Origin of the sequence: Xanthomonas sp. NCPPB 1325, from assembly GCF_041477645.2 — a bacterium.
Classification (GTDB): domain Bacteria; phylum Pseudomonadota; class Gammaproteobacteria; order Xanthomonadales; family Xanthomonadaceae; genus Xanthomonas; species Xanthomonas cannabis.
Genome location: NZ_CM192985.1, coordinates 204,665 through 225,779, shown reverse-complemented (window position 1 = coordinate 225,779; position 21,115 = coordinate 204,665). Strand labels below are relative to the sequence as shown.

Genomic DNA, 21,115 nt, shown 5'->3' with positions numbered 1-21,115 from the left:
GTCTGATGCAACTGCCTTTCGGCTATCTGCGGGCCGAATTGCGCCAGCGGCTTTCAGCGGGTTGGCGGCGCGGCCTATTTCCGCGCAACGTGCCATTGCAGCGGCGCGCCACGGCACGATGCCCCCACCATGCGCCGTCTACACCCGGCCCAGGCCAGCACGCTGCAGCGATCAGAGAATCGGCACCAGGCCCGCACCGAACGCGGTCAGCATGCGTACCAGCAGCCATTTCGGCCCGACGTTGACCTCGGGGAAATCGCCCACCGCCACATAGCACTGCCGGAACTGCGGGTCCTGTCGCTTGAGCGGGAACGGGCAGCCCGGGCCGGGCTGGAACTCGTAGTTGGTCGCATAACGCCAGGGCCAGAAATCCAGCACCGGCAAGGCTTCCGACACCTTGCCCACGCTGTAGTTCAATCCGCTGAACAGCGGCGGTTTTTCGCGCGGAGCCACCGTCCAGGCATTCTCCGGGCTCATGTCGCGCTCGATGCTGGCCGCCAGCGCCTGCGCAAAGCGCACATCGTCGATGACGACCGCGGCCTCGGTGTTGTAGTTCTCGCTGCGCGGATCGAAGTTGTGCGTGCCGATCACCCCGATGCGGCGGTCCACCACCAGCGATTTGGCGTGCAGCCCCATGCGCGCACCGGCGCGGGTCACCGGCAGCGGTTTGTTGACCGCGCGGGTGCCCAGGAACGAAGGCCGCGTTTCGGTGCGCAACACGCGGCGATCGACTTCGCTACCGCCGGGTGCACGGCCACCCCCACTGCTGCCGCGAATCACGCTTCCGGCACTTGTGCGCCCGTCCCCGCCGCTGCTGCCCCGCATCGCATTGCCGGCGGCGCTGCCGCCGATCAACCGGTTGTCGCGGTTGTCCTCGTTGATCTCGGAGGCGGGGTTGAGCGGATCCGGCACCAGGTTGGCATAGTCCACCGGCGCATCCAGCGGGAATGGCTTGAACTCGTACACGTTGAAGCCCAGCTCGCGCAGGTTGCGCCGTTTGAACTTGTACGAGAGCGCGTACACGATGGGATTGTCGGTGGCGGCCAGGCTATTGCTCGACACCACGACGCGCGGCGGCTGCGGGCGTTTGCGCAGATCGCGGAAGATGGCCTGGGCCTCGTCGGACAACACCAGGTACGGCGTCTGCAGCAGTACTTCCTGCTGCGCAGTGGCGATCAGTCCATCGAGTTCCGGCGCGGTGGACACCGCCTTTGCGCCATGTTCCTTGCGGTGCTTTTGCGGCAGGTCGGCCACGTACAGCACGCGCTGCACCGGCATGGCCGGGGTCACGAAGGCGTCGCGTATGAACTGCGCGTCGCCTGCCTCGCGATCGACCCGCGCCACCCGCTCCGGGCGCCGGAACTGTGCCGGCGGCATCTGCGGGGCGCCCTCCTCCAGCAACAGCCGGCCTACATCGTTCAGACGCTCGGCCGGAATGCTGCGCCGCGCGCGCCAGAACGCATCGAAATTGGCCGCCATCGCGCGCACTTCCGGCCCGGCCAGAATCACGTCGCGGTCGCGGAAGTTGTACTCGCTGTCCCAGTCGTAATAGTCGTCCTGGTAATTGCGCCCGCCGACCACGCCGAGCACGTCGTCCACCACCAGCAGCTTGTTGTGCATGCGCTGGTTGAAGCGACGGAAACAGCACAGCACGCTGCCGGCATAGTCGAAGTAGTTGAGCTTGACCTTGCCGAAGGTGGGGTTGTAGATGCGCAGTTGCAGGTTGTCGTGGCTGCTGGCGAGTGCGCCCAGGATCTGCAGATCGGCGATCGCCGACAGCTGGTCGATCAGGATGCGCACCTTGACGCCGCGGCGGGCGGCGTCGGTCAGCGCGTCCAGCACCATGCGCGCGCTGTCGTCCTTGTCGAAGATATAGGTCTGCAGGTCGATGCTGCGGGTGGCGCTGCGGATCAGGTTGAGCCGCGCCACCAGCGATTCCTCGCCGTGGTCGAGGATGGTGGCGTAATGCCGTGGCGCGGCCGGCGTGGAGGCAGTGATGGCCTGCCCGCCCAGCGCGCGCAAGGGCGAAGGCTGGGCGCAACGGTTGGTCTGGGTGCAATCCACCACCGTGCTGCGCGCGGCAGCGGCCACACCGGCCGCGCGGTTGCGTTCGGTTTGCGACAGGCCGGCGCATCCGGTGCCGAGCAACAGGGTTGCCAGCACCAGGACCCTCAACAGGAACCTCACGGGCGCCGCGCCTCCTGCAGCCGCCCACGCAGAATGAACGTCACCCTGTCGCCCAGGGCCATCTGCCACGCATTCATTCCGTAACGTCCACGCAGGACCGTACCTCGGCTGATCACGTCGCAATCATAGCCCGGCCGTGCGCATTCAGCTGGCGCCACATGCAGGGTCTCGATGTGGGTGATTCCGCGGATGGTCAGGTTGCCGGTGATGTCGCCGCCCTGGTTGACCACCTCTTCGGCATAGGGGAGCGACTCGAATTCCACCACCGGGTAACGCGCCACGTTGAAGAAATCCTCGCCGCGCATCCAGCTGGTGTAACGGTCCTTGCCGGGAATCTCCACCTGGGTGGCGTCCAGGCGGAAGCGCACCTGCAGGCGCCGGTCGGGCAGCTCCACCAGTTCACCGCGAAAACGGGGAAAAAAGCCCTCGATCTTCATTCCGAAGCGGGTCTTGATCTCGAACCCGAAGCGCGACTGCGCCGGGTCGATGGTGTGCACCTTCTGCTGTGCAAGGCAGGGCAGCGCGACCCAGAGCGCGAGCCAGGCGAACCAGCGCAGCGACGATGTCACGGATCAAGGCCACCAGAAGGCGGTCAGGCGGGCGATGCCCGGCTCGATGGTGGCATCCAGCGGCAGGGCCAGCAGGGCGATCGAGGCGGTCGGCATGCCGCGGTAATCGCCGGTCTGCCCACTGTGCATCAACGCAGCCAACCGCTCCAGGCCCGGATTGTGGCCCACCATCAGCAGCCGTTCGGCTTCGCGATGCTCGTCCACCAGGCTGGCCAGGGTGCCGGGCGTGGCCTCGTAGATGCGTTCGTCCAGCCGTTGTTCGATATAGCCGGTGAGCTCGAGGACCGCTTCCAGGGTCTCGCGGGCACGCCGCGCCGGCGAACACAGCACCCGGTCGGGCACCAGACGCTGCTTGCGCAGCCAGCGCCCGGCCGATTCGGCCTCGGCGATGCCGTGCGGCGACAACGGGCGGTCGAAATCGGCCTGGCCGGTGTCGGCCGGTTCGGCGTGGGCGTGTCGCAACAAGATCAATTCGCGCATGGGAACTTTCCGGTTAGGACTTCTTGAGCCACTTCAACAGCGGCTCCCAGTCCTGTTGATGGTCGCGCACCTGCGCCGAGCGGTAATCGAACAAGCTGCGCCCCAGCCCGGCCATGACCACATAGGCCTGGGTGTCGCGCAATTGGGTCAGCAGCGGATAGGGCCAGGTGCCGATCATCTCGGCGGCCTGCTGCGAGGTCTGGGTCCAGGGACGTGCGCGGTTGAGCACCAGGCCCACCGGCAGCTTGCGCTGATGCACGCGCGGCACCTTGGCGAGCGTATTGAGGAAGCCCACCACCGCTTCGATGTCCAGCGCCGAAGACAGCACCGGCACCACGATGGCGTCGACATGGTCCAGGAAACCGCTCAGGTCGTCGGCCATGGCGCCGGCCGGGGCATCGATGATCAGCTGGTCGGTGCCATCGGGCACCGCGGCCTGCCAGTTGCGGCGCTTGGTGGCATCGATCGGCAGCACCGCACTTTCGAGACTGGCGCGACGCTGCGCCCAGCGGGTGGACGAACCTTGCGGATCGGCATCTGCCAGCACGGTACGCTGGCCCTGCAATGCCGCGTGTGCGGCCAGATTGGTGGCGATCGTGGTCTTGCCGACGCCGCCTTTGGAGGCGGCCACCAGGACTGTCTTCATGCACGCCTCGCTTCCGGGAGCAAGCCGGCAGCGTACACCGCAGCTGGGTGAGGAAGTAGTCGAAAGGCGTTAAACGTCGAACGGCGGGAGGTGTCGCAACGCAGCATCGCTCGCCGGCAAGGTAGCCGACGCAGGCATACGGCGGCCAGCAGGTTATCTGGACTACTGGACCGCTGCGCTCGGCTGCCACTGCGCAGGCGGCTGCGTTGCAAGGCCTTGACGCTGCACCAGCGCGCGCAATGCAGGCACCTCGCCTTGCGACAGGAGGGCGTCCAGATCGATGGCTTGGTCGGTGGCCGTGGGCGCGCGGCGTTGGTATTGCTGCTGCAGCCACTCCAGCTCTCGCAGCCGCGCCTGCCAGCGCGTGGCGTCGGCACCGCTGCTCAATGCGGCCATGCGCCTGGCGCCGACCATGGCCGTCAGCATGGTGGACTCGTCATTGGCCACGCTGTTGAACACTGCCATGCATTCATCGCGCAATGCGGGCGTCGCGACATTGGAAGTGCAGCGGCGCACCAAATCGCCTAACGCGGGAAGTGCATGTGCAGACCAGGCACCCATCACGAACATCGCGGCCATGCCCGCGCCGGTGGAAGGCAGGCCTTGCGCGTCGAGTTGCGAGCGCAAGCTGACCGAGGTCAGCGATGGCCATTGCACGCCGTCGTAGGTGGCATGCAGGGCCTTGCCAAGTTCCAGCGCGCCGCTGTCGAAATGATCCGCCTGCACCGCCGCCTGCCAGGCGCGTTCGGCACCCGGCTGATCGCCACGACGCATTGCAGCGGCGTAGGCACGCAGGTGCACATCCGCATTGCCGGTATCGGCCTGCTCCAGGAAGGCAAGCGCTGCGTCTGGATCGCAGCGCAATCCGGGCGCGCAACCGACTGCTTCCATCCGCGCCACCATCGGGTCGCGCGGCCGCGCGTCCAGGGCGCGCTGCAGCCAGACGCGCTGGATGGGCGCGTAGCCTCCCTCTGCGGCGGGCGCGGTGTCGTCGTGCTCGGAATCGGCCCACAACAGACCGGCCAGATACAGCTGCCTGGGATCACCGCTGGCCGCCATGCTGCGCAGGCGTGCCTGCATGGTCTGGCCGACCTGCTGCGCCCAGTGATCCACGACAGGGTCATTTGCCGGAGCCGATAAATTGGAGGACGGCACCGAGGCGGCATGTGCCATGCAGACGCTACCAATCCAAAGCAGCGTACTGCCGATCACGCGATATCCGTACATGTGTTGCTCCTGTCCATGTGATGGTGCACGTTGTTGAGATCAGCATTTCATAAGGGTTGAACCGCATCAAGCTACCAGCTGCGCCAGCAACCAGGCCCACGCGGGCAGCGTGAGCAACGATAGCAAGATGCTGTAGCCGACCATCGCTGCCGCCAGACGCGCGGCCAGCCGATGCGAGATGGCCAGCGCGGCGGCGGTGATCATGGTGGGCATGGCCGATTCGAGCACATTGGTCTGCAGCAGCAGGCCGCGCAGGCCCAGCGCCCAGGACAACGGCAGCGCCAGGACCGGCATCACCGCCAGCTTGAACACCAGGCCGACCGCCAGTGGCTTGAGTTCGTCGGCAGGCAGACGCAACTGCAGCGAGAAGCCGACCGCCAGCATGACCAGCGGCAGCATGGCATCGGCCAGGCTCTTGAGCCCGGAGCCGATCCAGGCCGGCGGCTGCTCGGGCATCAACGTCAGCGCGAACAGCAGTGCCCATAGCGGCGGGAACTTCAGCACCCGGGTCAGGATGGTCCTGGCGGTCGGCGGGGTGTCGCCGCTGTAGCGCGCCAGCACGTACAGCCCGAAGGTGGACAGCAGCACGAAGGTGCCGAACTGGTCGTAGACCACCGCATACGGCAAGGCCTGATCGCCAAGCAATGCGCGCACCATCGGAAACCCGATGAAACTGGAGTTGGTGAACACCACGCACATCAGCAGCGCGGCGTAGTCGGCACGGCCCAATCGCAGCAGGCGGCTGCAAGCCCACAGCAGCGGCACGATGATCGCGGTGAGCAGCCACGGCGTGGCGATCACCCCGCCCAGCGAGGCGTCCAGGTGCAGCCGCGGCACGTAGGTCAGCACCGAGGCGGGCAGGCAGATGTACAGCACCACGCGATTGAGCACGTCGGCGCTGTTGTCGGGCAGCACCCGCAGACGAGCGAACAGCAAGCCAAGGCCCAGCATCGCCAGGATCAACGCAAAGGCATCCACCGCCATGCGGGGTCACGTCCAATGGAAACAGAGGCACAGGATCGCATGACGCAGCGCGGGCGTCGGCAGAGCGCTGGCGTGGGGCGCGCTGACGCGAGGCGCGGCACGCAATTCGGTCATCTGGTCTATCCCGAAGTCGGCATCCCGCATGAGCGCTGACGTGACGTACTTGCGGCGTGTCCCGCGATGGTGCGCGGGCAAGGGAAGTGCAGCAATGTCGCAGCGTCGAGGGCGCGGTGCCCTCACCGCTCGCGGGACACGCCGCAAGTACGTCCCTGTAGTCTCGGTGGCGGCATCCATGCCGCCACACGGTCCCGCAATCGGCGAGGACACCACGCCAGACAGTTGGCTGGTGGTTTTGTTGAAAGCTAAGACACCGCATCGCCAACTTTCCAGTCGCTATTGAGATCCTTGCAGACTGACCATCTCGACTGGCCCTTGCCCGCCCACCGTCGCGGGACCTTGAGCGGCATGGATGCCGCGCCAGGCCTCGCATGGACGTACTTGCGGCGTGTCCCGCGATGGCGGGCGGGCAAGGGCCCTGCAGCAACTCGGCCCGGTGCACGGCCCGCTGCGCGACATTCCCGCAGCGGGGCGAAGCGCTTACGGGAACGCGGGCGGGTTGGCCTGCCATGCCGCGAAGACCTCGGCCAGGCTGGCGCGCTCTGCCTCGCGCCAGTCCGGCAGCAGGCTGGCGTAGTTGGCGGTGCTGCTCCAGCGATCGGGCCAGGTGCGCACGGCGGCGGCATACCACTCGGTAGCCTCCTGCTTGCGCCCGGCGCGCCATAGGGCCAGCGCGGCCGTCACGGGCAGCCACTCCGGCGTGGCCGGGCGGCCATTGGCCAGGTTGGCCCACTGCTGCAGCGCCTTGTCGGGCTTGTCGGCGCGCAGCAGGTCCCAGCCGTAATTCCAGGTAATCGCGCGGTATTGCTGGCTGCCGTTGGACACCAGTGCCAGCGCGCCCTGGTATAGCTCATCACCCAGTTGCGTGCGCCCGCCCGCATAGGCCAGCGAGGCCAGCTGGGCACGCGGTTCGGCCGCACGTGCGTCACGTTGCACCATCGCGGCCAGGCGGTCGACCACGGCATCGCCCTGCCCCTGCACCGCGACCACCGCCTTGGTGGTGCTGCGGTCTTCGTCGAAATAGAACTCCTTGGGCTTGGGCAGGCTCTGTGCCTGCGCCAACGACCACACGCCCCCGAGCAGGGCCAAGGCGGCCCATGCGTATTTCCTTTTCACTGTGTTTTCCCCTGACAGCAAACGACCCCTTCCCGTCCCCATCCTAACCGCAGCGCGACGGCTGCGCATCCGCATGCAAACGGGCGCGTGAAGGCTGACTGTTACACTTTGCGCCGCCGTTTTGGAATCCGTCGGGCGGATCATCTGGTTTCAGATGACCCGCACCGGGTCCCAGCCACCCTTTCCGGGCACGCCATGACCAGTACCGCTGCACTTTCTTCTCCCGACTCTGCCAACACGCCGGAGCTCGGCCGGGTGGATGCGGACTACACGCTGGACCACAAATACACGCGCACCGACGGGCGCATCTATCTGTCCGGCGTGCAGGCGCTGGTGCGGCTGCCGTTGCTGCAGCGCCTGCGCGACGAGGCTGCCGGCCTGGACACTGCCGGCTTCATCAGCGGCTACCGCGGCAGCCCCTTGGGCGGGCTGGACCTGGAACTGTGGCGCGCACGCAAGCATCTGGACGCGGCCAGAGTGACCTTCACCCCCGGCCTGAACGAGGACCTGGCCGCCACCATGGTGTGGGGCACCCAGCAGACCAACCTGTTCCCCGGCGCCAAGGTGCAGGGCGTCTACGGCATGTGGTACGGCAAGGGCCCGGGCGTGGACCGCAGCGGCGACGTGTTCAAGCACGGCAATGCCGCCGGCACCTCGCCCTTTGGCGGCGTGCTGGCGCTGGCCGCCGACGACCACGCCTGCCGCAGCTCGACCCTGCCGCACGGCTCGGAAGACGAGTTCGTCAGCGCGATGATGCCCATCCTCAACCCGGCCGGGGTGCAGGACATCCTGGACATGGGTCTGCTGGGCTGGGCGATGAGCCGCTACACCGGGCGCTGGATCGGCTTCAAGACGATTGCCGAAACGGTGGAATCGTCCGCCTCGGTGGACGTGGACCCATTCGCACGCACGATCGTGCTGCCGGAGGACTTTGCGCTGCCGCCGGGCGGGTTGAGCATCCGCTGGCCGGACCCGCCGGTGGATCAGGAAATGCGCCTGCACCGCTATGCGGTGGCCGCGGCGCAGGCCTTTGCGCGGGCCAACCGGATCGACCGCATCGTGCTGGATTCGCCACGCGCGCGGCTGGGTATCGTCACCACCGGCAAGAGCTACCTGGACGTGCTGCAGGCATTGGAATACCTGGGCCTGGATGCGCAGGCCTGCGCGCAGATCGGCATCCGCGTGTACAAGGTCGGCATGACCTGGCCGCTGGAGCCGGTGGGCATCAGCGCGTTTGCGCGCGGGCTCGAAGACATCGTGGTGGTGGAAGAGAAAAAGGCCTTCATCGAGCGCCAGATGAAGGAGCTGTTCTACAACTGGCCGGCCAGTGCAGGGGCGCGGCCGAGCATCGTCGGCAAGTACGACGAACAGGGCGCGTGGATCCTGCCGTCCACCGGCGAGTTGACCCCGGCCACCATTGCCGCGGTGATCGGCAGGCGCATCCAGCGGTTCGGCTTGCCATCGAGCACATTCGCCGACGCGATCGAACAGCGGCTGCGCTGGATGGAGACCAAGGAAGCGGAGATGGCCTTGCCGCGCGCGCAGTTCCCGCGCGTGCCGCATTACTGCTCCGGCTGCCCGCACAACACCTCCACGGTGGTGCCGGAAGGCTCGCGCGCGCTCGGCGGCATCGGTTGCCATTACATGGTGACGTGGATGAACCGCGCCACCGACACCTTCACCCACATGGGCGGCGAAGGCGTGACCTGGTCGGGGCAGGCGCCGTTCACCGACACGCCGCACGTGTTCCAGAACCTGGGCGATGGCACGTATTTCCACAGCGGCTCGCTGGCGATCCGGCAATCGGTGGCCACCGGCGTCAACATCACCTACAAGATCCTCTACAACGACGCGGTGGCCATGACCGGTGGCCAGCCGGTGGACGGCACGCTCACCGTGCCGGACATCGCGCATCAGCTGCGCGCCGAAGGCATCCACGAGATCGCCATCGTCAGCGACGACATCGGCAAGTGGACGCGGCGGCGCGATCTGTTTCCCGCCGAGGTCGCGTTTCACGATCGTGGCGAACTGGATGCGGTGCAGCAGCATCTGCGCACGGTCAAGGGTGTGTCGATCCTGATCTTCGACCAGACCTGCGCCACCGAAAAACGCCGCCGCCGCAAGCGCGGCAAGCTGATCGACCCGCCCAAGCGGGTCATGATCAATTCGCTGGTGTGCGAAGGCTGCGGCGATTGCGGCGAGAAAAGCTTTTGCGTGTCGGTGTTGCCGAAGGAAACCGAATTCGGGCGCAAGCGCCAGATCGACCAGTCCAACTGCAACAAGGATTATTCGTGCGTCGCGGGCTTTTGCCCGAGCTTTGTCACCGTGCATGGCGGTGCCCCGCGCAAGGGCAAGCGGCGCGACGCCAGCACGCTGCTGGACACGCTTCCCTCACCGCCCAAGCGCACCGCGCTGGAACGGCCCTGGAACATCCTGATCACCGGCGTCGGCGGCACCGGCGTGGTGACCATCGGCGCGCTGCTCGGCATGGCCGGGCACCTGGAAGGCAAGGGCGCCACGGTGCTGGACCAGACCGGCCTGGCGCAGAAAGGCGGCGCGGTGACCACGCATATCCGCATCGCACGCCAGCCCGCCGACATCCACGCCGTGCGCATCGCCGCCGGCGAAGCAGACCTGGTGCTGGGCTGCGACATGGTGGTGGTCAACGATTATTGGGCGCTCTCCAAAGTGCGCGATGGCCGCACCCAGGTGGTGCTCAACACCTACGAAGCAATGCCGGGCACGTTCACCACGCAACCGGACCTGCAGTTTCCCGCTGCCGAGATCATCGCCGGTGTGCGCACTGCGCTCGGTGGCCAGGAGCCGTTGTTGCTGGATGCCACGCAGCTGGCAACGGCGTTGCTGGGCGACGCCATCGCCAGCAATCTGTTCGTGCTCGGCTACGCGTGGCAGCACGGGTTGGTGCCGCTATCGCATGCGGCGCTGATGCGCGCGATCGAACTCAACGGCGCGGCCGTTGCGATGAACCAGCAGGCCTTTGCGTGGGGCCGGCTGGCGGCGGTGGATCTGCCGGCCGTGCGTCGTGCAGCAGGCCTGGGCACCACGGACGCACCTGCGCACCTGCACGGCGACACGCCGGCCGCACGCGCACCGGGCAGTTGGGAAGAACACGATCTCAGCGGTGCCAGCGCACCGCGTGCACTGGCGCAGACCGATGGCAGCACGCTGCATGGCGGTGCCGATGCACCGGCACATCCGCTCGATGACGAGCAGCTGGCGCAATCGCTGGACGAGGCCATCGCGCGCCGCGTCGCATTCCTCACCGACTATCAGGACGCCGCCTATGCGCAGCGCTATCGCACGTTGGTGGAACGCGTACGCACGCACGAAACCCAACGCGCGCCGGGCAGCAGCGCCTTGACCGAAGCGGTGGCGCGCTACGCATTCAAGCTGATGGCCTACAAGGACGAATACGAAGTGGCGCGCCTGTACACGCGCGGCGATTTCCAGCGCCGGCTGCAACAGCAGTTCGAAGGCGACTACACGCTGCGCTTCCACCTGGCGCCGCCGTTGCTGGCCAAGAAGGATGCCAACGGCAACCTGCTCAAGCGCGAATACGGGCCATGGATGTTCACCGCCTTCAAACTGCTGGCGAAGCTGAAATTCCTGCGCGGGGGCAAGCTCGACGTGTTTGGCTACACCGCCGAGCGACGTGGCGAGCGTCGGCTGATTGCCGATTACAGCGCAACCATCGACATGCTGCTGGAGCGGCTGGATGCCGATAACGTCGGTCTTGCAACGCAGATCGCCAGCATTCCAGAACACATTCGCGGCTATGGCCACGTCAAGCATGCGCACCTGCAGGAAGCCAAGGCGCGTGAAGCCGCGCTGCTGGCGCAGTGGCGTAATCCTAAGGTGTTACATGTGGTGCAGGTGGCTTGATGTCACCGAACGATGACATTTCTCTTATGTCACCGTTCGGTGACTCCAAGCAGGCGCCGTCTGATTTCAGCCTAAATGTAATCGATCGCCGACATTGCGTCAGTGTCGTCGATCGCTTACATTTGTCTTCATGGAGACCGTGCGCACCCCTTCCGATATAGGCAACGTCGTTCGCGCAAGGCGCAAGTACCTTGGCTGGGATCAGGCTCGCCTTGCCAGGGAGATCGGTGTGAGCCGACAGTGGATCGTCGACATCGAGAAGGGCAAGCCGCGCGCCGAGCTGCAATTGATCCTAAGGGCGCTGCGCGTTCTGGGACTGCAGCTAGCGCTGAGCCCGGACTCCGCTCAGGCGCAGGAGCGCGAGATGCTCAATCCCATCCCCGCCGCATCGATCAATCTTGATGCAATCCTTGAACGTAACCGCGGCAACCTGCCGTCAGGCACCGGCATTTCTCATCCATCGAACAGCGCCACTCCCAGGTCGTTCTCAGCCCTGTCGCAACAAGCATTCAAAACCTCGTACTCGACTATCGATACATTCCAGAAGCGGCATCCTGCACACGGGGTCTTGAAAAAGCAGTTTTCGGTGCTCGATGAACCGAAGGTCGGTAATACAGCAAAAAAATCCGCCATCACGTCCGCCTCGAAGAAGAAGGACGATCAATGAGGCTATTGACGTTGATTGGAGACCAGGTGATCGGTCATCTGAGCTCCGACGCGCATGGCCGCCCGCTATTTGCCTACACACGCGATTGGCAACAATCGAAGAACGCGCTACCGCTTTCATTGAATCTTCCCCTCAGCCGGGAAGATCACCCAACTGCGGCCGTTGGTGCGGTGTTGTGGGGCTTGCTGCCTGACAACGAAACTACATTGCAAAGCTGGGCATCCAGATTTCAGGTTTCGCCGCGCAACCCACTCGCCCTGTTGTCGCACGTCGGTGAGGACTGTGCCGGCGCGGTGCAATTCGTAACCGAAGACCGGCTCGAGGACGTGCTGTCCGGCGCCAGCGATAGCATCGAAGTTCTGACGGATGCCGAACTGGAAACGCGCCTGCGCAGACTGCGTCGCGACGTTGGCGCAGCACGTCAGGTCGATGACGTCGGTCAGTTCAGCCTGGCCGGCGCGCAGGCGAAGATTGCCTTGCTGCACGATGGTCGGCAGTGGGCCATCCCGGCCGGGCGCATCCCGACCACACACATCCTCAAACCACCGAGCGGCGAATACGACGGGTTCGTCGAGAACGAACTGTTCTGCCTACGCTTGGCGCGCAGCATCGGGCTACCGACTGCGGCCTGCCAGGCGCTGCGCTTCGGCGAGGAGACCGCCATTTGCGTCGAGCGCTACGATCGTCTCCATATCGAAGGAACACTGCTGCGCATCCACCAGGAAGATATCTGCCAGGCGCTGGGAGTGATGCCGCACATCAAGTATCAGAACCAGGGCGGCCCTGGAGTGGAGGCGATGTCGCAGCTATTGTGGACGCACTCATCGCAACCGCGGCAAGACGTCGAAACCTTGTTCCAGGCCCTGGTCTTCAATTACCTGATCGGCGGCACCGATGCGCATGCGAAAAACTATTCACTGCTGCTCGGCGAGGGTAGGCAGGTTCGCCTGGCGCCGCTATACGACATTTCCAGCGCTCTGCCGTATCCCCAGCTGCAGCGACGTCGGATCAAACTGGCAATGAAGATGGGCAGCCATTATCGCTGGTGGGACATCCGTCCAAGCGACTGGATACAGGTCGCCAGCACATTGCGCCTGGATGCATCTGATTGCCTTGCATGGATGCGCGGGGCCGTTAGCGACATGCCCGATCGAGCGCAAGAACTCCTTGCCTCGCTTGCGCGAGAAGACGTCACGCACCCGATCCTGAATGCTCTGGTGGAGGAAATCGCCAACGCATGCAGCCGTATGCGCAAGCTGTTGCAGCCGGACTGATTGGTTTAATACCGTTACACACGGCAGCTGGCGCATCCAATCAATGGGACCTCAGTCGAACTGCGGCCCGCGCATCAGGCGGATCGGCCCGCGTACGGCGGGCAGCTGCACGGTTCTGCCTTGCTGGGTGACACGGACGACGCCGGCCGCTGCGGCCGCCGCAGCTACCGCGCGCACCTGCGGCATCAGGGCGCGCCACACGGACGCATCATCGCTCAGTGCGCGCGCAACCTCCGATGGGCAGATCGATTGCTCGGGCCGCCGTTGCGTGAGCAAGTGCCGAATCAGCGCGGCAATCTGTGCGTCATCGGGCGGTTGCACGCCTGCACCGCGTCATGACAGGGGACGCAGCAGGCGCAGGCCAAACCAATCCTTGGCGTCGTTCCAGCCGTGCGTGACCTTGAGCCCTGCCGCGGCGGCCAGCTCGGCAAAGCGCGCGTCGGTGTATTTGTAGCTGTACTCGACCTGCATCGCCTCGCCCTCGGCAAACGCGATGTCCTGGCCGCCGACCTGCACGCGTTGCGCGCGTTGGCTGATCAGGAAGGTTTCGATGCGGCCGCGCTCGCGCGCATACACCGCATGGTGGCGAAAGCCGCCCAGATCGAAGTCGCTGCCGATCTCGCGGTTGAGGCGCGCCAGCAGGTTCAAGGTGAATTCGGCGGTGACGCCGGCCGCATCGTTGTAGGCGGCTTCGATCAGGCTGGCGTCCTTGTCCAGGTCGATGCCGATCAGTGCGCAGCCGTCGCTGCCCATGGTCTGGCGCATGGCATCCATCAGCGCAACCGCCGCAGTGTCGGTGAAATTGCCCAGCGTCGAGCCGGGGAAGAACACCACGTGGCGACGCGCCGGGCGCTGTGCGTCAGGCAGACGCAGCGGCTTGGTGAAGTCGGTGCAGACCGGCAGCATCTGGATCTGCGGAAACTGCTGGGCCAGCCGCGCGGTGCTGTCCAGCAGCGCGGTGCGCGAGATTTCCAGCGGCGTGTAGGCCACCACATCGCGCAGGCCCTGCAGCAGCAGTTCGGTCTTGCGCCCGCTGCCGCTGCCGTATTCCACCACATGCACACCGGGGCCGATTGCCTGAGCGATCGAGGCCATGCTGGCCTCCAGCAGGCCCAGCTCGGTGCTGGTGAGGTAATACTCCGGCTGCCGGGTGATGGCTTCGAACAGCTCCGACCCGCGGGCGTCGTAAAAATACTTCGACGGCAGCGTCTTGGGCGTCTGCGACAGACCGGCCAGAGCATCGGCAGTGATGTCGTCCGGCTGCGGGCGCAGATCGGTCAGCGCGGCATGGGCGCGTTGCATGGCATGGGCGGCGGCGTTCAAGGCAGATCCTTGGCAAGGCGCACGCCGGCAAATTGCCAGCGCGCATCGGAGGGGAAGAAGTTGCGGTAACTGGCGCGCATATGGCTGGCCGGCGTGGCGCAACTGCCGCCGCGCAGCACCCACTGGGCGTTCATGAACTTGCCGTTGTATTCGCCCAGCGAACCAGGCCACGGCGCAAAACCGGGATACGGCAGATACGCGCTGCCGGTCCATTCCCAGACATCGCCGAACAGTTGCTGCAACCCGGTGTCCACGGCCTCGGCGCCCCGTGGGTGCAGCGCATCACCGTCGACGAAATTGCCCTGCACCGGCACGCCGGTGGCGGCCTGTTCCCATTCGGCTTCGGTGGGAAGGCGCGCGCCGGCCCAGCGCGCGAAGGCATCGGCTTCGAACAGGCTCAGATGACAGACCGGCGCATGCGGGTCGCGCATGCGCCAGCCATCCAGGGTGAACTCGCGTCCGTCCGCGTCCCAGTACAGCGGGTGCTGCCAGCCTTGCGCCTGCACCATGGCCCAGCCATCGCTGAGCCAGGCGCCGGCACTGCGATAACCACCGGCGTCGATGAAGTCCTGGAATTCGGCGTTGGTCACGACCCGATGCGCCAGCGCATGCGCGCTCACCAGCACCCGGTGACGGGGCGATTCGTTGTCGTAGGCAAAGCTGTCGCAGCGGGGCCATGCGGCAGCACCGATCTCGACGATCTGCTCGTCGCGCGCGTGCCAGCGCAGCGCACTGGCAATGGCGGCAGGCGGCGCCGGCGCATCGCGGTAGGCCGGCTGCAGCGGGTTGCTCCAGAGCGCGTGCTTGATATCGGTCAGCAGCAATTCCTGATGCTGCTGCTCGTGCTGGATGCCCAACTGCACGATGGTGCAGGCCTGCGCGTCCAGCCGCCCCTCCTGCAGGCGTTGCTGCATCTGGCCGTCGACGGCCGCACGGTAGTCGCGCACCTGCTGCAGCGATGGGCGCGACAATACGCCGCGACGCGCGCGCGCGTGCATCGGGCCCACGCTCTGGTAATAGCTGTTGAACAGGAAATCCCATGCCGGGTCGAACACGCGATACGCAGGGTCGGCCTGCAACACGAAGCGTTCGAAGAACCAGGTGGTATGGGCCAGATGCCATTTGCTGGGACTGGCATCGGGCATGCTCTGCACCATCGCATCTTCGGCGCTCAACGGTGCGGCAAGGCGATCGCTCAACGCGCGAGTCTGCGCATAGCGTTCCAGCAGGGACAACTGCTGTTGCTGGCGATCGACCAGCAGGGGTGAGGTTGCAGACATCGCCGTATGCTTGGTCAGCGCCTGTGAACGCGCCGTGTCGGCGGCATGGCAGCCAGCGGTAAGCTGTTGGCATGCCAATGTCTTCGCTGTCCAGCTCGTTCGCCGCCCCCTTCGATTGGGCGCACCGCCAACAGGCGTTTGCGCTGCCCGATGAGGTCATCTATCTGGACGCGGCCTCTCGCGGACCACTGCTGCGTGCGGTGCAGGGCGTTGCCCATGAGGCCGTCGCGGCGATGGCCACACCGTGGCGGTTGCCGTTCGATACGTGGGTGCGGGACATCGAGCAGCTGCGTGGGTTGGCCGCGCAGGTGTTCGATGGCGATGCCGACGCGGTGGCGATGCTGCCATCGGCCGCGCATGGGCTGGCCACGGCCGCGCGCAATCTGCCGTTGCAGCGCGGCGAAGCGGTGCTGGTGCTGGAAGGGCAGTTCCCGTCCAACCTGTTGATCTGGCAGCGGCGGTGCAGCGAGGTCGGTGCGCACCTCGTGGCGGTGCCGACCGACAGCGGCGCCGACCTGAGCGAGGCGGTGCTGCAGACCATCGAGCGCACACCGGCGCTGCGCATCGCGAGCCTGCCGCAGGCGTACTGGCTGGACGGGCGGCAGCTGGACCTGGACCGCATCAGCGCGGCGCTGCATGCACGCGGTGCGGCGCTGGTGCTGGACCTCAGCCAGAGCCTGGGCGTGCTGCCGACCGATCTGCCGCGCTGGCGGCCGGCGTTCGTGGTCAGCGTCGGCCACAAGTGGCTGCTAGGGCCGATGGGTCTGGCGTGGCTGTGGGTGGCAGCACCGTGGCGCGTCGACGGGGTGCCGATCGAGGAGCACTGGATCGGCCGCGATGCCGGCAGCAGTTGGGAATTCCCCATCGCGCAGGCACCGCACTACCGCGAGGGCGCACGCCGTTTCGATGCCGGCGGGGTGACCGATCCGTTGAGGATCGCGATGGCCACCGCCGCCTTGCAACAGGTGCTTGCCTGGCAACCTGCGCGAATCGCCGCAGCGCTTGGCGCGCTCACCGCGCAGTGGGATGCGGCCCTGCAGGCACGCGGTCTGGGCAGCTGGTCCACGCCCGCGCATGCGCCGCACCTGACCGCCCTGCAGCCGCCGGCACACCGGCTGGAGGCCGTGGCAACGACCGTTGGCGAACGCGGGGCGATCTGCACGCGGCGGCACGGACGCCTGCGTATCGCACCGCACCTGAGCGTCACCGGTGAGGCGCTGTCAGGTCTCATCGCAGCGCTGCCAGAGGCATAAAGCCGCGCATGTAGGAGCGGACCCGGCCGCGACGGGCGTTACCGATACACGGCTTTATCCCCGTAATGCCTGACAACGCTCGGTAACGCCCCGTCGCGGCCGGGTCCGCTCCTACGCGTTCAGGCACGGCTGATGCGCAAGCCACGCGGGGTGACCCAGCGTTCCAGCCCCTCGAACAGCGCCTGCACGATCAGCGCAAGCACCGCCGCAGGGATCGCGCCTTCCAGAATCAGGCCGATGTCGTCCAGACGGATGCCGGTGAGGATCGGCTGGCCATAGCCGCCGGCACCGATCAAGGCACCCAGCGTGGCGGTGCCCACGTTGATCACCGCGGCGGTCTGGATGCCGGCCACGATCGTGCGGCGCGCCAGCGGCAACTCCACCCGCCACAGGCGCGTCCACGCAGGCACGCCGATCGCTTCGGCGGTCTGGCGCAGCTCGCGTGGGATCGAGGTCAGCCCGGCGTAGGTGTTGCGCACGATCGGCAGCAGGCTATACAGAAACAACGCCGCAATCGCCGGTCTCGCGCCGATGCCGAACAGCGGGATCATGAACACGAACACGGCCAATGACGGCAGCGTCTGCAGCACGCCGGTCAACGACAGCACCCACTGGCCCAGACGCGGCCGCCGTGCGGCCAGCACGCCCAGCGGCAAGGCGATCAGCAGCGCCAAGCCCAACGAAACGCCGACCAATGCCAGATGCTCGCGCGTGTGACGCAGCAAGCGACTGAAACGCGAATCGGCTTGCGTGGCCGGCGCCACGCCCAGCCACTGCGCCGCAACCGCCGCTTCGCCTTGGCGCTCCAGCTTCACCTGTGCGTTGAGCCGCTGCATGGTGGCTTGGTCGATACGCCCCTGCAGACCCTGCAGCGCCTTGAGCATTGCCGGTGCGCGCTGTGCCAGATCCTTGCGATACAGAAAGACCGCCTGGTACTCCGGGAAGTAATGGCGATCGTCGCGCAGCACCTGCAGCCGGTAATACGGAATCTCCGCATCGGTGCTGTACAGATCGGTGACCTCGATCGCTGCGCTCTGCAGCGCGCGATACGCCAGATCGTGATCCAGCCCGGTGGCGGTCTGCGGCAAGGCGTAGGCCGCACGCATGCCGGGCCAGCCGTCGGCGCGCTGCATGAATTCGTTGCTCAGGCCGATCTTCAGGGTTGGATGACGGGCCAGATCGGACAAGGTGGCGATGCCCAGCGCGCGTGCCCGCTCGCGTTGCATGCCGAATGCGTAGTTGTTCTCGAAACCCAGCGATTGCGTCATCGCCAGGCCACGTGCATCCAGCGCCGCGCGCAGTTCGGCCTGGCTGGCGGTGGGCAGCTGCAGCAGTTCCTGCGCGAGCGTGCCGGTGTATTCGGCGTAGACGTCGATCTGCCCGGTCTCCAGCGCGCGCCACAGGATGCGGGTACCACCGAGCTGGGCGCGGTGCTGCACGTCCACCCCAGCGCGCTTGCCGGCAGCGGTGGCGATCTCGCCCAGGATCACCGCCTCGGTGAAATTCTTCGAGCCCACCGTCACCCCGGCGGCCGACGCGCCGCCGCTGCAGATCAGCAGCATCACCATGGCAAGCACGCGCGCGATCATGCCGCGTCGCCGATGCTGCGCTGCGCGCTGAGAAAGCGCTGCACGAACGGCTCGGCCGGCTGCGCGAGCAAGGACTGCGCACTGCCCTGCTGCACCACGCGGCCGGCGCGCATCAGCACCAGGGTGTCTGCCAGATACGCGGCTTCGGCAACGTCGTGGGTGACCAGCACCACGGTCTTGCCAAGCTGGGCGAACAGTTCGCGCATCTGCGCCTGCAGGTCGTACCGCACGATGGGGTCCAGCGCGCCCAGCGGCTCGTCCAGCAGCAGCGCCGGCGGGTCCAGCATCAGGGCACGGATCAGGCCAACGCGTTGCCGCTGGCCACCGGAGAGTTCGGCCGGGTAGCGTGCCAGCAACGCCGGCGGCAGCTGGCAGAGCGTGCACAGACTCTCCAGCCGCGCCTGGATGCGCTCGCGCGGCCAGCCCAGGGTCCGTGCCAGCAACACCGCATTGCTGCGCGCGTCCATGTGCGGAAACAGGCCACCTTCCTGGATGACATAGCCGATGCGCTGGCGCTGCGCCTGCAGGCCGGCACGCGCCAGCGGCGTGCCATCGAAGCTGACGCTGCCGCTGTCGGGCCATTCCAGCCCGACCAGCATGCGCAGGACGGTGGACTTGCCGGCGCCGCTCGGCCCGATCAACGCCGTGGTCGCACCGCGTGCAACAGTCAGCGTGACGTTGTCGAGCGCAATGGACTGGCCGTAGTGCCGGCTGACCTGATCGAGAGTGAACATGCGCTCGAGCTTGCCCAAGCCGACGTCAGCCGGGCGCGAAGGTAGGCATCAGCGGGGCGGCGCCAGCAGCTCGCGTGCGCTCAGATAGCCGTCGCCATTGGCATCCTGCCGCGCAAACCGCTCGATCAGGCTGGCGCGGTGCGCCGTGCGGGTAATCGGCTTGCCACGGCGGCCGGGCAACTCTTCGCCCTGCAGCACGCCGTCGTGATCGGCATCGCGCTGATCGAAGGCGTAACTCATCCAGGCCACATATTCATCGCGGCTGACCCGGCCATCGCCATCGCTGTCCATGCGCTTGAGATATTCCTGGCTGTCCTGCACCTGCGCATGCGCTGCGGGCACCCACGCCAGTACAAGGCAGGCCAGTACAAGGCAGGACAATACAACGCAGGCCATCGGCAGCGCAGGCGGCGCCAGACGCTGCAACGCACGCGCACTCACGGCAATACGCGTGCCGCCGGGCTTACGGCCCACTCAGCGCATAACCCTTGAGCCGCGCCGCATAGGCTTGCAGCGCTGCATTGCCGCTGGCTTCGGCCTCGTGGCACCACTGCTGCAACTGCTTCAGGCGCTCGGATGCATCGTGGCTGCGGGCCTCCAGCACCGCACTGAGCCGTGCGCGGTACTCGACCAGGGTGCGCATGCGCGGGCGTTGCGCCACCCACGCCTGCAATTGCGCGCGCGCGTCCGGCTGGAGCCAGCGCCCGTCATCGACCAGGCCCTTGCGCAAGCGTCGCGGCAACAGCTCGCGCAGCTTGGCGCCGGTGGCGGCGGCCTCGTCGCGCAACGCCGGCTTGAGCACATTGCGCTGGTAGTCGGTCATGGCCTGGAAGCGATGCGACAACAGCGCCTTGAGCGTATCGGCATCGGGCACGGCGATATTGGGGCGGACATCCAGCGACGGCGCCACACGCAGCACCTTGGCCAGCCCCACAGCCTGCAATCCACGGATGGCGATCCAGCCGATGTCCAGTTCCCAGCGCCGCATCGAAAAGCGCGCCGAACTCGGGAAGGCGTGGTGGTTGTTGTGCAGTTCTTCGCCACCGATCCACAGCGCCCACGGAGTGAGGTTGGTGGAGGTGTCGGCGGATTCGAAATTGCGATAGCCCCACCAATGGCCCAGGCCGTTGACCACGCCGGCGGCCCAGAACGGAATCCACGCCATCTGGATCGCCCACAGCGCGATGCCCGGCAGACCGAACAGCACCGTGTTGAGCACCAGCAAGGCGACCGGGCCGACATTGGCATGCGGGGTGTACAGGTGCCGCTCGATCCAGTCGGTGGGTGCGCCCTTGCCGTACTGCTCGATGTCGGCACGCTGCGCGCGCGCCTCCCGGTACAGCTCCACGCCGCGCCAGAACACCTGCGAAATGCCCTTGGTCTGCGGGCTGTGCGGGTCTTCTTCGGTCTCCACCTTGGCGTGATGCTTGCGATGGATCGCCACCCACTCGCGGGTGATCATCGAGGTGGTGAGCCAGGTCCAGAAGCGGAAGAAATGCGCCACCACCGGATGGAAGTCCACGCCGCGGTGGGCCTGGCTGCGATGCAGGTACAAGGTCACCGAGAAGATGGTGAGCTGGGTGAACACCAGCAGCACTGCAAGCATGCCCCACACGCCCAGCCCGGCCACGCCGGCGGTCAGGAAGTCGATGATCGGGTCGGACAACATCGGCAGGTCCACGGCGGCGCATCTCGTTGGTCGATGCAGACATGATGGGGGCGATCGCGGCAAACTTCACCCTTCGCAAGCGTAGGGTCACCCCTAC

The 21,115-nt window shown here is 66.5% G+C and carries 18 protein-coding genes; 4 read left to right on the top strand and 14 right to left on the bottom strand.

The window, feature by feature from the left end; genetic code table 11:
- Positions 1-171: 171 nt before the first annotated feature.
- The 7 genes from ACCQ10_RS00940 to ACCQ10_RS00910 all read right to left on the bottom strand — a co-directional run bounded on the left by ACCQ10_RS00940 (position 172) and on the right by ACCQ10_RS00910 (position 7,326).
- Complete coding sequence (locus ACCQ10_RS00940) at positions 172-2,187, bottom strand: phospholipase D-like domain-containing protein (protein ID WP_372361904.1); 2,016 nt, start codon at positions 2,185-2,187, stop codon at positions 172-174.
- Positions 2,184-2,756 (bottom strand): YceI family protein, encoded by a 573-nt coding sequence (locus ACCQ10_RS00935; protein WP_104580248.1) that lies wholly within the window; start codon positions 2,754-2,756, stop codon positions 2,184-2,186. The genes ACCQ10_RS00940 and ACCQ10_RS00935 overlap by 4 nt, the downstream gene beginning before the upstream one ends.
- 3 nt (positions 2,757-2,759) lie before the next feature.
- Positions 2,760-3,236 carry a SixA phosphatase family protein gene (locus ACCQ10_RS00930; protein ID WP_372361903.1) on the bottom strand — a complete coding sequence of 159 codons (477 nt, stop codon included), beginning with the start codon at positions 3,234-3,236 and terminating at the stop codon, positions 2,760-2,762.
- Between the two features lie 13 nt (positions 3,237-3,249).
- Positions 3,250-3,882, bottom strand: a complete 633-nt coding sequence (locus tag ACCQ10_RS00925; protein ID WP_372361902.1) for a nucleotide-binding protein — start codon at positions 3,880-3,882, stop codon at positions 3,250-3,252.
- A gap of 162 nt (positions 3,883-4,044) precedes the next feature.
- Positions 4,045-5,109, bottom strand: a complete 1,065-nt coding sequence (locus ACCQ10_RS00920; RefSeq protein ID WP_372361901.1) for a hypothetical protein — start codon at positions 5,107-5,109, stop codon at positions 4,045-4,047.
- 66 nt (positions 5,110-5,175) lie between these two features.
- Entirely contained in the window at positions 5,176-6,093 is a 918-nt protein-coding gene (locus ACCQ10_RS00915; protein WP_372361900.1) for an AEC family transporter, read from the bottom strand.
- A gap of 597 nt (positions 6,094-6,690) precedes the next feature.
- The gene (locus ACCQ10_RS00910) at positions 6,691-7,326 is read right to left on the bottom strand and encodes a tetratricopeptide repeat protein (RefSeq protein ID WP_372361899.1); all 636 of its coding nucleotides are present in this window, start codon (positions 7,324-7,326) and stop codon (positions 6,691-6,693) included.
- A 195-nt stretch (positions 7,327-7,521) separates the two neighbouring features.
- Between ACCQ10_RS00910 and ACCQ10_RS00905 the strand changes: the two genes are divergently transcribed.
- The 3 genes from ACCQ10_RS00905 to ACCQ10_RS00895 all read left to right on the top strand — a co-directional run bounded on the left by ACCQ10_RS00905 (position 7,522) and on the right by ACCQ10_RS00895 (position 13,170).
- Positions 7,522-11,229, top strand: a complete 3,708-nt coding sequence (locus ACCQ10_RS00905) for an indolepyruvate ferredoxin oxidoreductase family protein (RefSeq protein ID WP_372361898.1) — start codon at positions 7,522-7,524, stop codon at positions 11,227-11,229.
- Between the two features lie 130 nt (positions 11,230-11,359).
- Positions 11,360-11,896 carry a helix-turn-helix transcriptional regulator gene (locus ACCQ10_RS00900; protein WP_372361897.1) on the top strand — a complete coding sequence of 179 codons (537 nt, stop codon included), beginning with the start codon at positions 11,360-11,362 and terminating at the stop codon, positions 11,894-11,896.
- Entirely contained in the window at positions 11,893-13,170 is a 1,278-nt protein-coding gene (locus tag ACCQ10_RS00895; protein ID WP_372361896.1) for a type II toxin-antitoxin system HipA family toxin, read from the top strand. The genes ACCQ10_RS00900 and ACCQ10_RS00895 overlap by 4 nt, the downstream gene beginning before the upstream one ends.
- Positions 13,171-13,221: 51 nt before the next feature.
- On the opposite strand, the gene ACCQ10_RS00890 is transcribed toward ACCQ10_RS00895, so the two are convergent.
- Genes ACCQ10_RS00890 through egtB form a run of 3 tightly spaced genes read right to left on the bottom strand, consistent with a single transcriptional unit; the run spans position 13,222 to position 15,773 of the window.
- Entirely contained in the window at positions 13,222-13,491 is a 270-nt protein-coding gene (locus ACCQ10_RS00890) for a DUF3253 domain-containing protein (protein WP_372361895.1), read from the bottom strand.
- Positions 13,492-13,503: 12 nt separating this feature from the next.
- On the bottom strand, positions 13,504-14,493 hold the full coding sequence (egtD, locus tag ACCQ10_RS00885; RefSeq protein WP_372361894.1) for an L-histidine N(alpha)-methyltransferase: 990 nt from the start codon (positions 14,491-14,493) through the stop codon (positions 13,504-13,506).
- Positions 14,490-15,773: an ergothioneine biosynthesis protein EgtB gene (gene egtB, locus ACCQ10_RS00880; protein WP_372361893.1), complete on the bottom strand. Its 1,284-nt coding sequence runs from the start codon at positions 15,771-15,773 to the stop codon at positions 14,490-14,492. The genes egtD and egtB overlap by 4 nt, the downstream gene beginning before the upstream one ends.
- 71 nt (positions 15,774-15,844) lie before the next feature.
- On the opposite strand from egtB, the gene ACCQ10_RS00875 reads away from it, so the two are divergent.
- Positions 15,845-17,026, top strand: coding sequence for an aminotransferase class V-fold PLP-dependent enzyme (locus ACCQ10_RS00875; protein ID WP_372361892.1), 1,182 nt, complete (start codon positions 15,845-15,847; stop codon positions 17,024-17,026).
- A 119-nt stretch (positions 17,027-17,145) separates the two neighbouring features.
- Here ACCQ10_RS00875 and ACCQ10_RS00870 read toward each other — a convergent pair whose 3' ends face one another.
- From ACCQ10_RS00870 to ACCQ10_RS00855, 4 genes are all read right to left on the bottom strand, one after another.
- Entirely contained in the window at positions 17,146-18,615 is a 1,470-nt protein-coding gene (locus tag ACCQ10_RS00870; protein WP_372361891.1) for an ABC transporter permease/substrate-binding protein, read from the bottom strand.
- Positions 18,612-19,349, bottom strand: a complete 738-nt coding sequence (locus tag ACCQ10_RS00865) for an ATP-binding cassette domain-containing protein (RefSeq protein ID WP_228334341.1) — start codon at positions 19,347-19,349, stop codon at positions 18,612-18,614. Before ACCQ10_RS00865 ends, ACCQ10_RS00870 begins: the two co-directional genes overlap by 4 nt.
- A 48-nt stretch (positions 19,350-19,397) precedes the next feature.
- Entirely contained in the window at positions 19,398-19,745 is a 348-nt protein-coding gene (locus tag ACCQ10_RS00860) for an EF-hand domain-containing protein (protein ID WP_372363023.1), read from the bottom strand.
- A 67-nt stretch (positions 19,746-19,812) separates the two neighbouring features.
- Positions 19,813-21,018: a DesA family fatty acid desaturase gene (locus ACCQ10_RS00855; protein ID WP_372363022.1), complete on the bottom strand. Its 1,206-nt coding sequence runs from the start codon at positions 21,016-21,018 to the stop codon at positions 19,813-19,815.
- Positions 21,019-21,115 lie beyond the last annotated feature (97 nt).

Coding starts and splice junctions, on each gene's coding strand:
- ACCQ10_RS00930 (WP_372361903.1), bottom strand. CDS start 3,236: ATGCGCGAATTGATCTTGTTGCGACACGCCCACGCCGAACCGGCCGAC.
- ACCQ10_RS00925 (WP_372361902.1), bottom strand. CDS start 3,882: ATGAAGACAGTCCTGGTGGCCGCCTCCAAAGGCGGCGTCGGCAAGACC.
- ACCQ10_RS00920 (WP_372361901.1), bottom strand. CDS start 5,109: ATGTACGGATATCGCGTGATCGGCAGTACGCTGCTTTGGATTGGTAGC.
- ACCQ10_RS00915 (WP_372361900.1), bottom strand. CDS start 6,093: ATGGCGGTGGATGCCTTTGCGTTGATCCTGGCGATGCTGGGCCTTGGC.
- ACCQ10_RS00905 (WP_372361898.1), top strand. CDS start 7,522: ATGACCAGTACCGCTGCACTTTCTTCTCCCGACTCTGCCAACACGCCG.
- ACCQ10_RS00900 (WP_372361897.1), top strand. CDS start 11,360: ATGGAGACCGTGCGCACCCCTTCCGATATAGGCAACGTCGTTCGCGCA.
- ACCQ10_RS00895 (WP_372361896.1), top strand. CDS start 11,893: ATGAGGCTATTGACGTTGATTGGAGACCAGGTGATCGGTCATCTGAGC.
- egtB (WP_372361893.1), bottom strand. CDS start 15,773: ATGTCTGCAACCTCACCCCTGCTGGTCGATCGCCAGCAACAGCAGTTG.
- ACCQ10_RS00875 (WP_372361892.1), top strand. CDS start 15,845: ATGCCAATGTCTTCGCTGTCCAGCTCGTTCGCCGCCCCCTTCGATTGG.
- ACCQ10_RS00870 (WP_372361891.1), bottom strand. CDS start 18,615: ATGATCGCGCGCGTGCTTGCCATGGTGATGCTGCTGATCTGCAGCGGC.
- ACCQ10_RS00865 (WP_228334341.1), bottom strand. CDS start 19,349: ATGTTCACTCTCGATCAGGTCAGCCGGCACTACGGCCAGTCCATTGCG.
- ACCQ10_RS00860 (WP_372363023.1), bottom strand. CDS start 19,745: ATGGCCTGCGTTGTATTGTCCTGCCTTGTACTGGCCTGCCTTGTACTG.
- ACCQ10_RS00855 (WP_372363022.1), bottom strand. CDS start 21,018: ATGTTGTCCGACCCGATCATCGACTTCCTGACCGCCGGCGTGGCCGGG.